This is a genomic window from Pseudoalteromonas sp. T1lg88, assembly GCF_002964765.1.
GTDB lineage: Bacteria > Pseudomonadota > Gammaproteobacteria > Enterobacterales > Alteromonadaceae > Pseudoalteromonas.
Genome location: NZ_PQCF01000026.1, coordinates 250,178 through 263,567, shown reverse-complemented (window position 1 = coordinate 263,567; position 13,390 = coordinate 250,178). Strand labels below are relative to the sequence as shown.

The following is a 13,390-nucleotide window of genomic DNA, read 5'->3' as shown; positions in this document are numbered from 1 at the left end:
TTATTTCTTTTTTGCCTTGGACTTGGCTTTTTTGCGTTTGGCCTTCATCTTTTCCGGATCTTTTTTCTTCTTCGGCGGCAGCTTGGCTTCTTTGTGCTGCGGCTCCAGACCTTTGATCTTACGACGCTTTAGCACCTGATCCGTGTAGCGTTCGATTTTACCTAACATGGCCACTTCATGGGCTTCAACCAAGGAGATGGCGGTGCCTTTTTTACCGGCGCGGGCAGTACGGCCAATGCGGTGTACATAGACATCGGCGCTGCGTGGCATATCGAAGTTGAACACATGGCTGATGTCGTTAACATCAATACCACGGGCGGCAACATCTGTGGCAATCAAGATCTTGGTGCGACCGCTGTGGAAGCTGGCCATGGCCGCCATACGTTTATCCTGTGGCATTTCACCGCGCAACCAGGTGGTCTTGATATCATGAGTGAATAACTCGCCAACCAGCTTTTCCAGGCGCTCACGGGTTTTCACAAAGACAATGGCTTTTTCAACACTCTCTTGCTGTAGCAAGTTCACCAAGAGCTTGAGTTTATGGTCGTAATCATCGGCCAGGTGCACCCATTGCAAAATCTTACCGCGCTCAGAACGTGAAGGCGATGCCTCCAGTTGTGCCGGCTCGTTTAAGATGCGCTCGGAGAACTTGGCGACGCTGTCACCTTCAAGGGTGGCAGAGAAAAGCATACATTGACGGCGGTTTTTCGCTTCTTCACAAATGCGCAGCATTTCCTTACGAAAACCCATGTCCAGCATGCGGTCCGCTTCGTCCAAAATCAGCAGCTCTACATCTTCGGCGTGGAAGTTTTCTGTGTCCAGATATTCCATCAGGCGCCCCGGTGTGGCGATCAGGATATCGTTATTCTTTTCAAAGATCTCTTTATGCGTGCCGTAGTTGATACCGCCGGTAACCACACCGATTTTTAAATGTGTGTCTGCCGCCAGCTTTTCGCATTGCTCATGTACCTGGTAGGCCAGCTCACGGGTTGGGGTCATGATCAAGACGCGGGCGAAACCTGGGTTACGACGCGGATGGTCCAACAGGTACTGAATGGCGGGGATCAAAAACGCCGCGGTTTTGCCGGTGCCGGTCGGGGCGCAGGCAAGGACATCACGGCCTTCCAGCGCTTCTGGAATAGCCAGTTGCTGAATGCTGGTGGGCTTAGTAAAACCTAGGCTGTCAATGGCGTTGAGTAGCGCGGTATCAAGATCAAAATCGGCAAATTGCATAAAGGAGTCAAAATGATGGACAATTAAGGCAATTATACGTGGCACATGCTCAAACACAAAGGTCTAAAGTGGCAGGTTTTCAGTTTAAACAGTTTTCTATCGCGCAATGCAGCACCGCCATGAAGGTTTCCACCGACGGTATTATGCTCGGAGCCTGGGCGGAGCTGGGCTCGGCGCAGCAAATATTGGATGTTGGCACGGGCACCGGATTGCTGGCATTAATGTGTAAGCAGCGTGCGCCCCACTCTGATGTGCGAGCCCTGATATAGAGCCGGATGCCTGCGCCCAGGCAAGGAGTAATGTGGCGGCAAGTCCCTGGCCGGAGATAGAAATAACGCAGGGCGATGCCCAGCATTTTGACAGTGAGAGCAAGTTTGATCTGCTGATCAGTAATCCGCCTTATTTTGATAACGCCTTAAAAGCACAAGACGATAAGCGTAATCTGGCGCGTCATACCGACAGTCTGCCGTTTTCGGCGCTGATAGACCTATGGCAAAGGGTAGGCCATGTAAACACTGAGTTGGCGGTGATCCTTCCTCGTGAGCAAGGACAAGAGTTAGTAAAGTTAGCTGAGCAGGCGGGCGGGCATTTACGGCGCCTGTGCGAAGTAAAAAGCACCGAGCGCAAAGAAGTCAGTCGTTGGCTAATGCAATTTAGCTGGCAAGCGGGGGTGTGTGAAAAGCAGCTGCTGGTGATCCACGCAGGCGACGATTACAGTGAGGACTATCGCCACCTGTGCCGTGAATTTTATTTACGCTTCTAAAGTTTACAAAGCCTAAGTAGCTTACAGCTCGGCGTATTCGGTCATGATCTGCTCCACCCAGGTGGCAATACGATCATCGCTTTTTTCGTACTGACTGTCTTCATCCAGGGCCAGACCGACAAAGTGTGAGCCATCTTCTGTCAGCGCCTTAGAGGCTTCAAACTCATATTCATCGCTGTTGGGCCAGTAACCGATAAATTGCACCCCTTGTGGCGCGATTTCATCATGGAGCATGCCCAGCGCATCCTGGAACCACTGGCCATAGCCTTGTTGGTCCCCCATACCGAGCAGGGCTACCACCTTGCCCGCCAGGTTTACATCCTTGATATCATCCCAGTGCGACTCCCAGTCTTCCTGAATTTCGCCGAAGTCCCAGGTGGAAATACCAAAAATGACAAAATCATAATTTTCGGCTGTTTTCAGCGGTTCATCTTTAATATTAAAGAGATCAACAACGTCTGCACCGATAATGTCGCGGACTTTTTCCGCCGCTATTTCTGTGTAGCAGGTGGTCGAACCGTAAAATAAACCAATCTTCATTGTTTTCACATCGCTTGTCATTGATAGGGCGAAGTCTAACGTATCGTGCCCCGAGTATCTATCTGATATGATGCAATTAACCTAAATCTGCATGGCCATTGATGTGAGTAAGCAGCCGCCAAACCCGGATAACCTAGAGCATATTGAGCAATTTTTGGATGCCTTGTTTCTTGAAAGCGGCGCCAGCGACAACACCTTGTCCGCCTATCGCACCGATTTAAAAAAATTCAGCGACTTTATCGCCCCCCAAGCCTTGCTTGATGTAGATACGCAAGAGGTGGAGCAATATCTGGCCTATCGGGTTGATCTCGGCTTAAGCCCGCGCAGTACGGCGCGCAGTATCAGTGCCTTAAAGCGCTTTTATCAACATCAGATCACCGACAAGCGTTTGACGCGCTCGCCTTTGGAAACCATTAGCCGCCCTAAGGCCATGCAATCCTTACCAAAAACCCTGAGCGAGGAAGATGTGGAGGCGCTACTGGCAGCCCCCGATTGCGAGGATGCCATGGGCCTGCGCGACAGAGCCATGTTAGAGTTGCTTTATGCCACAGGACTGCGTGTCAGCGAACTGATCGGTCTGAGATTAGAGCATGTAAACCAGAATCAGGCGGTGGTCTTTGTAAAGGGCAAGGGCGGTAAAGAGCGCCTAGTGCCCATGGGCGAAGAAGCGCTCGATTGGCTGGCGCGCTATTTGAAATTTTCCCGCCCGGCATTGATAAAACATGCCACGGATTTTGTCTTTGTCTCCAAGCGCGGTATCGGTATGACAAGGCAAACCTTTTGGCATCGCATTAAACACTATGCTATGTTGGCGAACATTAAATCAGATCTGTCGCCGCACACCCTGCGTCATGCCTTTGCAACTCACTTGCTTAATCATGGTGCCGACCTGCGAGTAGTGCAGATGATGCTGGGTCACAGCGATTTGTCGACCACACAGATATATACGCATGTGGCCAACGAACGACTAAAATTAGTGCATCAAACTCATCACCCTCGGGCTTAGGTCACGGGCTTAGCTAGTTGGCTTAGGTTGAGGGCATAACGCGTAGGGCGTGAATTTTATCGCTGATTCACGGTCTAGGTAGTATGACTAGAAGTTTTTAGAGACATATATTATGAAAAAAGTATTTATCGCACTGGCCCTGGCCGGTGTTAGTGCGGCAACCAGCGTCAGTGTTTCGGCGGCGCAATCGGTGGCTGAAGGTAACAGTGCAGTGAAAGCCCAGTTTGCACAATTGGGTCTGAACGCCAAGAAAGTAAATACCACGCCTCTGGACGGTGTGGTTGAAGTGATCACCAACCGCGGCGTATTTTATGCCAGTGACGACGGCCGTTACTTGTTGCAGGGCACCCTGATTGATGTCAAAAACAAAGAAAACCTGACCGAGGCGGCGCTAAGCGGTGTGCGTCTTGAAGGGGTGGAGCAATATAAAGATTCGATGATCGTCTACAAGGCCGACAAAGAAAAAGGCAAGATCACCGTATTTACCGATATCACCTGTGGTTACTGCCGTAAGTTGCATCGTGAGTTAGAGGATTACCTTGAAGCCGGTATTACGGTTCAGTATCTGGGCTTCCCTCGTGGCGGCATGGGTTCACAAGGCTATAAAGATCTTATGAATGTCTGGTGTGCCGAGGATCAGCAAAAAGCCCTGACCGAGGCTAAAGCCGGTGCGAAACCGGAAGAAGTGAAGCAGTGTAATGCCCCAGTGGCGGAGCACTACCAGCTAGGACAAAGCTTTGGTATCAGTGGTACGCCGGCAATAATCCTGTCTGACGGCAGTATGATCCCTGGCTATCAACCGGCTGCCGCCATCAGTGTTGCCATTGACCAGATAAAATCTAAATCTTAATAAGATCATTACTGGGTCTGCTTAGCTAGAGCGCACTAGTTGCTTTAGCGGCAGGCCTGTTTTTTTGTCTTTATAGTAATTCTGTTAAGTATGGGAGCAGATATAGCGCTGGATAAATGATGTGCTAACAAGGCAGAATTTTTCTTATGTAGCTATTCTACATGGAAATATTCTAACGCAGTGAGCATGATATTTAGCCCGCTAGAATGCTTAGCTAGGTAACAGAATTGCTATTAAAAATATGGAGTCGAGCCTTGCAGGCGCAAACTACCATTACCGCCCGTCAGCGCGTAGATGATTCTCATCTTAGCGCTCAATTACACCCAGTTATTCGTCAACTCTATGCGGCACGGGGAGTCAGCGACCCGGCGCAGATAGATAACAGCGTCACCACCTTGCATGACTTTCGCTTATTTCGCGATATAGACAAAGCCGCAGAGCTGCTGTTTACAAGTCTGCAAAAGCAGGAAAAGGTACTCATTGTCGGCGACTTCGATGCCGATGGCGCCACCAGTACCGCGACCCTGATGCAGGGCTTACAGATGTTTGGCTTTACCCGGCTCGATTACCTGGTGCCCGACCGCTTTAACTTTGGTTATGGTCTGAGTGTTGAGCTGGCGGAGCATATTATTACCCTAGCGCCGGATCTGGTGATCACGGTCGACAGCGGTATTTCCTGCATCAACGGCATAGCCCGGGTCAAAGAAGCGGGTATCAAGGTACTGGTTACCGACCACCACTTGCAGGGTGAGCGCCTGCCCAATGCCGATGCCATAGTGAACCCCAATCGTCACGACTGTCAGTTTCCATCCAAGTCCATTGCTGGCGTGGGTGTCGCCTTTTATCTCTTAATTGCCTTTCGCCATGCCCTGCGTGAAGCGAATTGGTATGAACAACAAGGACAGGCAGAGCCGAATTTAGGTAATTTGTTGGACCTGGTAGCACTGGGCACGGTCGCTGATGTGGTGGCGCTCGATGCCAATAACCGCACCTTGGTGTATCAGGGGTTGGCGCGCATTCGCAGCGGTCGTACCCGCCCGGGTATCGATGCCTTGATTGAAGTGGCCAGACGCAACCGCGCTCGTTTAAGCGCCAGCGATTTTGGCTTTGCCCTGGCGCCGCGTTTGAATGCCGCCGGGCGCTTGGATGATATGAGCCTAGGTATCGCCTGTTTATTGGCGCCTGAGCTCAACCAGGCCCGGCGTATTGCCGGTGAACTCGATGCCCTGAACGCTGAGCGTAAGGAAATCGAGCAGGGTATGCAGCAAGAAGCGCAGGCAGCGCTGAGCAGACTTTCTTTGGGCACGAATCAGGCTCCCGATGCCCTGTGTTTGTATCAACAGGACTGGCACCAAGGGGTGATAGGCATTCTTGCCGGGCGCTTAAAAGAGCAGCACCACAGACCTACCGCCATCTTTGCCGCTGGAGACAATGGTCAGCTTAAGGGCTCATGTCGCTCTATTGACGGCGTGCATATGCGCGATGTGCTGGCTCATATCGATGCCCAGCATCCGGGTTTGATCATCAAGTTTGGCGGTCATGCCATGGCCGCGGGCTTAAGCATAGAAGAAGCCCGCTTTAGCGAGTTCCAGCAGGCTTTTGTTGCCGAGGTGGCCAAAGAGCTTACCGAGGAAGCCAAGGAGTGCGTCTTGCTTACCGATGGTGAATTGCCGGCGGATTGCTTCTCACTCGATTTTGCCGAACTGCTGCGCCAGGCCGGCCCTTTCGGCCAGCATTTTCCCGAACCGGTGTTTGAGCACACCTTTGAGCTCTTGCAACAAAGGATCGTGGGGGAGAAGCACCTGAAGCTGGTGTTGCGCCATCAAAGTGGTCGGGTTGTCGATGCCATTGCCTTTAATATCGATGTGCGTGCCTGGCCCGATACTCAGGTGCGTTATGTACATCTGGCTTATCAGCTCGATATCAACGAGTTCCGTGGTCAGTTCTCGCTGCAATTAATAGTGCGGGAAATGCAAAAACGCGGCTGATCACACGGCCCAAACCAGGGCCAATAAAATTGTACTAATTCGTATAAAAGCGCTAATAAATTCGACAATTATTTGTTAAAATCGAGCGCTTTTATCGACGCGCCAATTTTAAGCGGGCGTGAGTCTATTTTTTGCGGAGTAACATGCATGTTTGAAGTGAATCCTGTGATTAACCAAATCAAGGAAATTCGCGAACGTACTGAGCTTCTTCGGGGGTATCTTTGACTATGCTCACAAGAAAGAGCGTTTAGAAGAAGTTAATGCCGAACTTGAAGATCCAGCGGTGTGGAATGAGCCAGAGCGCGCTCAGGGCCTAGGTAAAGAAAAATCGAGCCTGGAAGCCATTGTTGAGACCATAGAGAAACTCGAAACTGGTACCGACGATGTTGAAGGCCTTGTTGAGCTGGCGGTTGAAGCCGAAGACGAGGAAACCTTTGCCGAGGCGCAAGCCGAGCTTGAAGAGCTTAACGCCCACCTGGAACAGCTTGAATTCCGCCGCATGTTTAGCGGTGACCAGGACAGCAATGATGCGTATCTGGATCTGCAGGCAGGCTCAGGCGGCACCGAGGCGCAAGACTGGTGCAACATGTTGCTGCGTATGTACTTACGCTGGGCCGAAGCGAAAGGCTTTAAGGCCGAGATCGTGGAAGCAACCGACGGTGATGTGGCCGGTATCAAGGGCGCCACGGTGAAGATCAGTGGTGAATATGCCTATGGCTGGCTGCGCACAGAAACAGGCGTACACCGTTTAGTGCGTAAGAGTCCGTTCGATTCGGGTGGTCGTCGTCATACTTCGTTTGCCTCGGCATTCGTTTATCCCGAGATCGATGACAACATTGAAATCGATATTAACCCGGCCGATTTGCGTATCGATGTATACCGTGCATCGGGAGCCGGTGGTCAGCACGTTAACCGTACCGAATCTGCGGTACGTATTACTCACTTGCCGACCAATACCGTGGTGCAGTGTCAGAATGACCGCTCGCAGCACAAAAACAAAGACCAGGCGATGAAACAGCTTAAAGCCAAGCTGTTTGAGCTTGAGTTGCAAAAGCAAAATGCCGAGAAGCAAGCGCAGGAAGATGCCAAATCAGACATCGGCTGGGGCTCACAGATTCGCTCTTATGTCCTTGATGATTCGCGTATTAAAGACCTGCGCACCGGAGTTGAGAACCGTAATACCCAAGCCGTATTAGACGGTGATCTCGACAAGTTTATTGAAGCAAGCCTGAAATCAGGGCTGTAATTTAACGCCAAATTAATAGAGCTAGAAAATGACAGATCAAATCCAAGACGAAAACAAATTAATTGCAGAGCGTCGCGCCAAGCTCGACGCTATTCGCGAAAATTGTAGTGCAAACGGCCACCCGAATACTTTCCGCCGAAAACACTACACAGCTGATCTTCAAGCAGAATTTGGTGATAAATCGAAAGAAGAACTGGTAGAGCTAGACCATCAAGTTGCCGTTGCCGGTCGTCTTCTTGCCAAGCGTGGTCCTTTCCTTGTTCTTCAGGATATGAAAGGCCGCATTCAGGCATATGCTTCAAAAGACGTACAAAAAGATCTGAAAGAAAAATACGGTCAGCTTGATATCGGCGACATCATTGGCGTGTCTGGTCCATTGCATAAATCGGGTAAAGGCGACCTTTACGTTGATATGCAGGAGTATGAACTACTGACCAAGTCACTGCGTCCATTGCCAGAGAAGTTCCACGGCCTGTCGGATCAGGAAACCAAATACCGTCAGCGTTATGTGGATCTGATCACCAACATGGATACTCGTGAGACCTTCCGTATTCGCTCTAAGGTAATTGAAGGTATTCGTCGTTTCCTTGCCGATCGTGACTTTATGGAAGTGGAAACGCCTATGCTTCAGGTTATTCCTGGCGGTGCATCGGCACGTCCATTCGTAACCCACCATAATGCCCTGGATATCGATATGTACCTGCGTATCGCCCCTGAGCTTTACTTGAAGCGTCTAGTGGTAGGCGGTTTTGACCGTGTATTCGAGATCAACCGTAACTTCCGTAACGAAGGTCTGTCAACGCGCCACAACCCAGAATTCACCATGATTGAATTCTACCAAGCGTACGCGGATTACAATGACCTGATGAACATCACAGAAGACATGCTACGTACAGTGGCACAAGATGTGTTGGGCACAACAACGATTGTAAACACCACGAAGAATGCCGATGGCGAAGTGGTTGATAGCGTAGAATACGATTTCGGTCAGCCGTTCACGCGCCTGAGCATGGCCGATGCCATCATGAAGTACAACCCAGAGTTCGATGCGGCGGTATTTGCCGACCCTGAGAACCACATGGAACAGCTGATTGCGTACGCTAAGCAAGTACACGTGAAGATCCCTGAAAACTGCGTATGGGGTGCGGGCAAGTACATGTGTGAAATCTTCGAAGAGACGGCTGAGCACATGCTTATTCAACCTACCTTCATCACAGAATACCCGTGGGAAGTATCACCACTGGCCCGTCGCAACGACGACAACCCATTCGTGACTGACCGTTTCGAGTTCTTCGTCGGTGGTCGTGAACTTGCCAATGGTTTCTCTGAGTTGAACGATGCCGAAGATCAGGCTGCACGTTTTGCCCGTCAGGTAGAAGAAAAAGATGCCGGTGATGATGAAGCCATGCACTTCGATGAAGACTATATCCGCGCCCTTGAATTCGGTTTACCACCGACGGCGGGTGAGGGTATTGGTATCGACCGTCTAGTGATGCTATTCACTGACTCACCAACGATTAAAGACGTGATCTTGTTCCCGCATATGCGCCCAGAGCAAGACTAATTAATAACGTCTAACTCTTAAAAACGCGGCTAAGGCCGCGTTTTTGGATCTTACTTGTGCGATATATCGCAAAAACCAACTTGTTAAGGCCTAAAAACACTGTCATAGACTATCAAAATATATCTATCTGCTTGATTTTCATTGGCTTTATTTTTATCTTGGTAAAAACAAGCTTTTATTCCTACTGTGCGCCTAAAGTAAATGCACTACAATTTTCTGCTAGTACCTAGAGCCCTTTAGCGCTGTAAGAGAAGTCGGTCAAAAAGTGCGTAATAACGACAATAGGAATAATGTAATGGATTACGAAGAGTTTTTGCCCCAAATACCCAAGGACGACAAGCGCGCCGCTTACTATCGCGCCTGCATTATCGAGTTTGAACGTCAGGGTTACTGCGATCAGATTTTACGCGAGCTGGACAACGACTTGGACGACAAGGCAAAAACACAGGGCATTCCTTTATTGGTAGTGGGTAACGGCGCTTAATCTTCCAAGCCTGTTTGCGGCGGGCAAAAGAATAAAAGTAGCGAGATAATGGCCCATTAAGGCCATTTTTTATGCCATAAATAGCCAGCTGCGCAATCTCTGAGCAGATAGGCTGATTTTCATAGAAAAGTGTTTGACATATTTGCTCAAGCCTTTATTATACGCCCCACAAAGACGGAGAGGTGGCCGAGTGGCTGAAGGCGCGCCCCTGCTAAGGGTGTATAGGGTTTGTAGCCCTATCGAGGGTTCGAATCCCTCCTTCTCCGCCATTTATTTTTAAATGGTGTTGTTTTTGTATTTAGATATGGACGCATAGCTCAGCTGGATAGAGTACCTGGCTACGAACCAGGCGGTCGGAGGTTCGAATCCTCCTGCGTCCGCCATCTTTCTTCAAGATGGTCTATTATCTAAAGTCACTTTTTTATGAAACGGACGCATAGCTCAGCTGGATAGAGTACCTGGCTACGAACCAGGCGGTCGGAGGTTCGAATCCTCCTGCGTCCGCCATAATTCAAGTGACAAATTAGAACCTAAGGTTCAAGAACATAACGGACGCATAGCTCAGCTGGATAGAGTACCTGGCTACGAACCAGGCGGTCGGAGGTTCGAATCCTCCTGCGTCCGCCACTTCTTTCTTAAGAAGTGAGAAGAAACCAACGAAAGTTGGTTTTTTTATGCCTGAAATTCAAGAATTCCCGCTTTTCCTCAAGATTCCTTTTTCAAATTCAACATTCTCGTTTATTGGTTGATAATAGCCTTCAAGTTTAGATCTTGTCGCGTTGGGCGACGAGTGACCGAAGCATCGCTTCGCAGCGCGAGTGAAACTATTCACTCGCTTATTTCCACTTTCAGCCTGCCTCGGTAAACCTAACTGCGCATCCATGCTCCGTTGTCTCGAGCATGCTCCGCAACAAAAACTGAGTTCGAAAGCGCGAATCTAAACGGGAGGAACGATACCTTTTAGTTTGGTATTAAGTTCTCAGTATTGGCGCGATATTTACTTTGTTACTCACTAAAGAACGTAACTAGATAAAAATCAATAGCACCCCCTTGCTCGTTCGGCCGTGGTAGAATTAGTGCAGAATTAACATGTATAAAGGAAATAAATACAATGTTCAAAAGATGTACTTCTATGTTTACGGCGTTACTCCTAACTGGTTGTGCCAATAATGCCGTTGTTGAGCTGCAAAAATTAGATGCAAATGCTATCGGAAACAAAAATATACTAGTGATTGACGATGGCAGAACTAAAGACTCTATTCGACACGTTATTACGAGCAAGCTTGATGAGCATGGCTTTAAATATAAAGTCGTAGAAACATCTCAATCCAATTCAGCAAGTTCACAAGAGCCTAAGCTTATATACTCCGCTAATTGGTGGTGGGATGTTGCTACCTACATGAGGTATTTGAATGTTGAAATCGTGGATAATGGAACAGTGATTGCGCTCGTTAAAATCGATACAGTGATGTGTGGAGGGTTTGATAAATTCGGCTCCGCTCAGCAAAGAACGGAATTGAGTTTGGATCTTCTACTAAGTGACCTGAGTAAAGAAGAAGCGAATAAGTTAATTTGTCTCGGTGGTGAGAGCAATAACTAAAATCCTTATAGGGTCAATGCGAGTGTATTGGCCTTTTTGTTGTCGGGCCGGTTTGTAGGTCGATGCTCTGCGTCGACAAAGATGCCTTTGGATAGCTTTTGTCGAGCTCTCGTTGTAGGTTGGCCTTTTAGGCCGACAAAGGGCAACAATGCAGCTTCAGGGGTGAATTACTTGCACTGAGGGTTGTTTTGTCGCGTTGGGTGAGCGCGTTAAGAAAATAGTCTGGTGGACTATTTTTAGCAAGCGAACGCCTTGAGCCAGCGAGGGGCCGGAGACGACAACCAAAGAGGGAGTGATTCGACTCCCTCTTTGGAAACTCCGCGAACCCGTGATTCGCTGATGCTTGCGAACTCAGCGTTTTGTTAAACGTTCCGTTTAGTCATTGAGGCGATTTAACAGCACATCCCTGTACTGATAAATCTAGCTCGGCGATCCCGCTCCTCACAGAGTTCATCGCCTTCAAGCGGCGCGAATGAAACTATTCACTCGCTTATTTCCGCTTTCAGCCTGCCTCGGTAAACCTAACTCGATATCCCTATCTCGTTGTCTCAATCACGCTCCGCAACAAAAACTGAGATCGAAAGCTCGAATCTAAACGGGAGGCTCGATACCTGTAGGTCAGGTTTCAACCTGACAATTTTTGTCGGCCGCCGACTGCGGCAGGAATTGATAGATCTTGTCGCGTTGGCGACGGCAACCAAAGGGCGGTTTGCGCCAACCGCCCCTTGGAACCCCAAGGCGCCCGTGATTCGCTAATGCTTGCGAACTCAACGTTTTGTTAAACGCTGCGCTTAGCTTTCGACACGGTTTAACGAGGCGTCCTGCCTCGGTAAACCTAACTTGATATCTCTATCTCGTTGTCTCAAGCACGCTCCACAACAAAATCTGATTTCTCCAGCGCGAATCTAAACGGGAAGTGGCGATCCCTGTGAGTGCGGTTTGGAATCCAAAGGCAATGCTCCTTGGTCTCGTTATGTAATGTAATAAAACGGCTCGACTATCTAGGGTCAAGTAATAACTCTATGAAAATAAAGCACATAATAAATTACATAACGAGCTCTACATGGCTCGATTAAGTGAGGGCTCGGTTTTAATTGCACACCTGTTATTGTTAGCAATCAAAATGGCTGGTAACTTTCTGGTATTATTGAATAAAATTTTATTTAGCATGAAAAACCTAGGTTGTGGATAACTTCCTTAACCGGGAATTCTCACTAAGACGCTGTTAGATGATTTAAGGAAGCATAGAGGTATTTATGAGTGATGGAATAATTGCTGAAGCAACTTATGTGTGTACAAATTGCGGCCATGAACATAATTTGAAACAAGACGAAATTATTTTTGAAGCTGAGTCAGGCTCCGAAAGAGGTATGGGCGAAGAGAACCATTACGCTGCATATGTTGACCTTCCTTGCGATAACTGTGATCAAGAAATCCATTTAACGTTTGAAGTCTGGGAATACCCTACAGGAATTGTTAATTACACTAATCACAAAGCTAGTGGCGCAGAAATATTGGATGTTGATTTCAGCATTTATCACCGGCCACCCACACCGGAAGAAGAATCAGATGATAACTCAAGGGTATTAGGCGCGGCAGCCGGAGGCGCTATATTCGGTGCTTCTGTTGGTGGCCCATTTGGTGCGATATTAGGCGGTATTATTGGTGGTCTAATTGGTGATTCAGTAAAAAAAGGAGGGAAAGGAAATGGATAAAGCCATATTTATTCCCTCCGCTTTGATTGGTGTTATATTGATTGCGATCTATGCATTCAGGTGCCATAAGGCGAAAAAAGAATTTAATCAGGCTGTTATGGTTAATGCAATTCTTCAAGCAAGTGGTGTAGTTTGTGGCATTCTTTTAGTTGCAGGAACGATCAATGAAGATGCCAGAAAACTCCTAAAAGAAATCGATCTGTATATTTTCATTGCTGGTATGGTTGTATTAGCAGCGTCACTGAAAGGAATCTATTCAGATATATTCCTATCCACAAAAATAAGCGATTCAAAATCATCTAACAAGTCAAGTAAGTCGGACACGGCAAGCCGCGCCGCTTCTTGAAGCGTTAAAGTCCGCTTTTTGTACTAAACAGCCTAACAGATTGCGATAACTTTTC

13 protein-coding genes and 4 tRNA genes are annotated in these 13,390 nt (G+C 48.5%); 15 read left to right on the top strand and 2 right to left on the bottom strand.

Features of this window, described 5'->3' with window-relative positions; translation table 11 throughout:
- Positions 1-1,233 (bottom strand): ATP-dependent RNA helicase SrmB, encoded by a 1,233-nt coding sequence (gene srmB, locus C2M34_RS09180; RefSeq protein ID WP_105200870.1) that lies wholly within the window; start codon positions 1,231-1,233, stop codon positions 1-3.
- A 38-nt stretch (positions 1,234-1,271) separates the two neighbouring features.
- Between srmB and C2M34_RS09175 the strand changes: the two genes are divergently transcribed.
- Both C2M34_RS09175 and C2M34_RS09170 read left to right on the top strand, forming a co-directional pair.
- Positions 1,272-1,502, top strand: a complete 231-nt coding sequence (locus C2M34_RS09175; RefSeq protein WP_158681409.1) for a hypothetical protein — start codon at positions 1,272-1,274, stop codon at positions 1,500-1,502.
- A gap of 32 nt (positions 1,503-1,534) precedes the next feature.
- Complete coding sequence (locus C2M34_RS09170; protein WP_105258589.1) at positions 1,535-1,996, top strand: hypothetical protein; 462 nt, start codon at positions 1,535-1,537, stop codon at positions 1,994-1,996.
- A 21-nt stretch (positions 1,997-2,017) separates the two neighbouring features.
- Here the strand turns inward: C2M34_RS09170 and fldB are convergent, their stop codons facing one another.
- Positions 2,018-2,536 (bottom strand): flavodoxin FldB, encoded by a 519-nt coding sequence (fldB, locus tag C2M34_RS09165; RefSeq protein ID WP_105200829.1) that lies wholly within the window; start codon positions 2,534-2,536, stop codon positions 2,018-2,020.
- A gap of 91 nt (positions 2,537-2,627) precedes the next feature.
- On the opposite strand from fldB, the gene xerD reads away from it, so the two are divergent.
- The 13 genes from xerD (at position 2,628) to C2M34_RS09100 (ending at position 13,335) form a co-directional block, all read left to right on the top strand.
- Entirely contained in the window at positions 2,628-3,542 is a 915-nt protein-coding gene (gene xerD / locus C2M34_RS09160; RefSeq protein WP_105200828.1) for a site-specific tyrosine recombinase XerD, read from the top strand.
- Between the two features lie 112 nt (positions 3,543-3,654).
- Entirely contained in the window at positions 3,655-4,392 is a 738-nt protein-coding gene (dsbC, locus tag C2M34_RS09155; RefSeq protein ID WP_105200827.1) for a bifunctional protein-disulfide isomerase/oxidoreductase DsbC, read from the top strand.
- Between the two features lie 254 nt (positions 4,393-4,646).
- Positions 4,647-6,380 carry a single-stranded-DNA-specific exonuclease RecJ gene (gene recJ / locus C2M34_RS09150; protein ID WP_233997969.1) on the top strand — a complete coding sequence of 578 codons (1,734 nt, stop codon included), beginning with the start codon at positions 4,647-4,649 and terminating at the stop codon, positions 6,378-6,380.
- A 147-nt stretch (positions 6,381-6,527) separates the two neighbouring features.
- Positions 6,528-7,626, top strand: a protein-coding gene (gene prfB / locus C2M34_RS09145; protein ID WP_105258588.1) for a peptide chain release factor 2 whose coding sequence is annotated in 2 segments (ribosomal slippage) — positions 6,528-6,602 and positions 6,604-7,626 — 1,098 coding nt in all. Because the reading frame shifts where the segments join, the coding sequence is not laid out codon by codon here.
- A 28-nt stretch (positions 7,627-7,654) separates the two neighbouring features.
- A complete protein-coding gene (lysS, locus tag C2M34_RS09140; RefSeq protein WP_105200825.1) occupies positions 7,655-9,190 on the top strand; it encodes a lysine--tRNA ligase in 1,536 nt (511 codons plus the stop codon).
- A gap of 295 nt (positions 9,191-9,485) precedes the next feature.
- The gene (locus C2M34_RS09135; protein WP_105258587.1) at positions 9,486-9,674 is read left to right on the top strand and encodes a hypothetical protein; all 189 of its coding nucleotides are present in this window, start codon (positions 9,486-9,488) and stop codon (positions 9,672-9,674) included.
- Between the two features lie 176 nt (positions 9,675-9,850).
- A tRNA-Ser gene (locus C2M34_RS09130) sits at positions 9,851-9,943 on the top strand.
- A 37-nt stretch (positions 9,944-9,980) separates the two neighbouring features.
- Positions 9,981-10,057, top strand: a tRNA-Arg gene (locus C2M34_RS09125).
- A gap of 47 nt (positions 10,058-10,104) precedes the next feature.
- Positions 10,105-10,181 (top strand) — tRNA-Arg (locus C2M34_RS09120).
- Between the two features lie 43 nt (positions 10,182-10,224).
- Positions 10,225-10,301 (top strand) — tRNA-Arg (locus C2M34_RS09115).
- Positions 10,302-10,806: 505 nt separating this feature from the next.
- Positions 10,807-11,274: an Sbal_3080 family lipoprotein gene (locus C2M34_RS09110; protein ID WP_234398782.1), complete on the top strand. Its 468-nt coding sequence runs from the start codon at positions 10,807-10,809 to the stop codon at positions 11,272-11,274.
- 1,256 nt (positions 11,275-12,530) lie between these two features.
- Positions 12,531-12,989, top strand: a complete 459-nt coding sequence (locus C2M34_RS09105) for a hypothetical protein (RefSeq protein ID WP_105258585.1) — start codon at positions 12,531-12,533, stop codon at positions 12,987-12,989.
- Positions 12,982-13,335, top strand: coding sequence for a threonyl-tRNA synthetase (locus C2M34_RS09100; RefSeq protein WP_105258584.1), 354 nt, complete (start codon positions 12,982-12,984; stop codon positions 13,333-13,335). Before C2M34_RS09105 ends, C2M34_RS09100 begins: the two co-directional genes overlap by 8 nt.
- Positions 13,336-13,390: the final 55 nt, after the last annotated feature.

What these genes read in the sequence shown, in the direction of transcription:
- lysS (WP_105200825.1), top strand. Translation starts at nt 7,655, where the DNA reads ATGACAGATCAAATCCAAGACGAAAACAAATTAATTGCAGAGCGTCGC.
- dsbC (WP_105200827.1), top strand. Translation starts at nt 3,655, where the DNA reads ATGAAAAAAGTATTTATCGCACTGGCCCTGGCCGGTGTTAGTGCGGCA.
- xerD (WP_105200828.1), top strand. Translation starts at nt 2,628, where the DNA reads ATGGCCATTGATGTGAGTAAGCAGCCGCCAAACCCGGATAACCTAGAG.
- C2M34_RS09100 (WP_105258584.1), top strand. Translation starts at nt 12,982, where the DNA reads ATGGATAAAGCCATATTTATTCCCTCCGCTTTGATTGGTGTTATATTG.
- C2M34_RS09135 (WP_105258587.1), top strand. Translation starts at nt 9,486, where the DNA reads ATGGATTACGAAGAGTTTTTGCCCCAAATACCCAAGGACGACAAGCGC.
- C2M34_RS09110 (WP_234398782.1), top strand. Translation starts at nt 10,807, where the DNA reads ATGTTTACGGCGTTACTCCTAACTGGTTGTGCCAATAATGCCGTTGTT.
- C2M34_RS09105 (WP_105258585.1), top strand. Translation starts at nt 12,531, where the DNA reads ATGAGTGATGGAATAATTGCTGAAGCAACTTATGTGTGTACAAATTGC.
- srmB (WP_105200870.1), bottom strand. Translation starts at nt 1,233, where the DNA reads ATGCAATTTGCCGATTTTGATCTTGATACCGCGCTACTCAACGCCATT.
- fldB (WP_105200829.1), bottom strand. Translation starts at nt 2,536, where the DNA reads ATGAAGATTGGTTTATTTTACGGTTCGACCACCTGCTACACAGAAATA.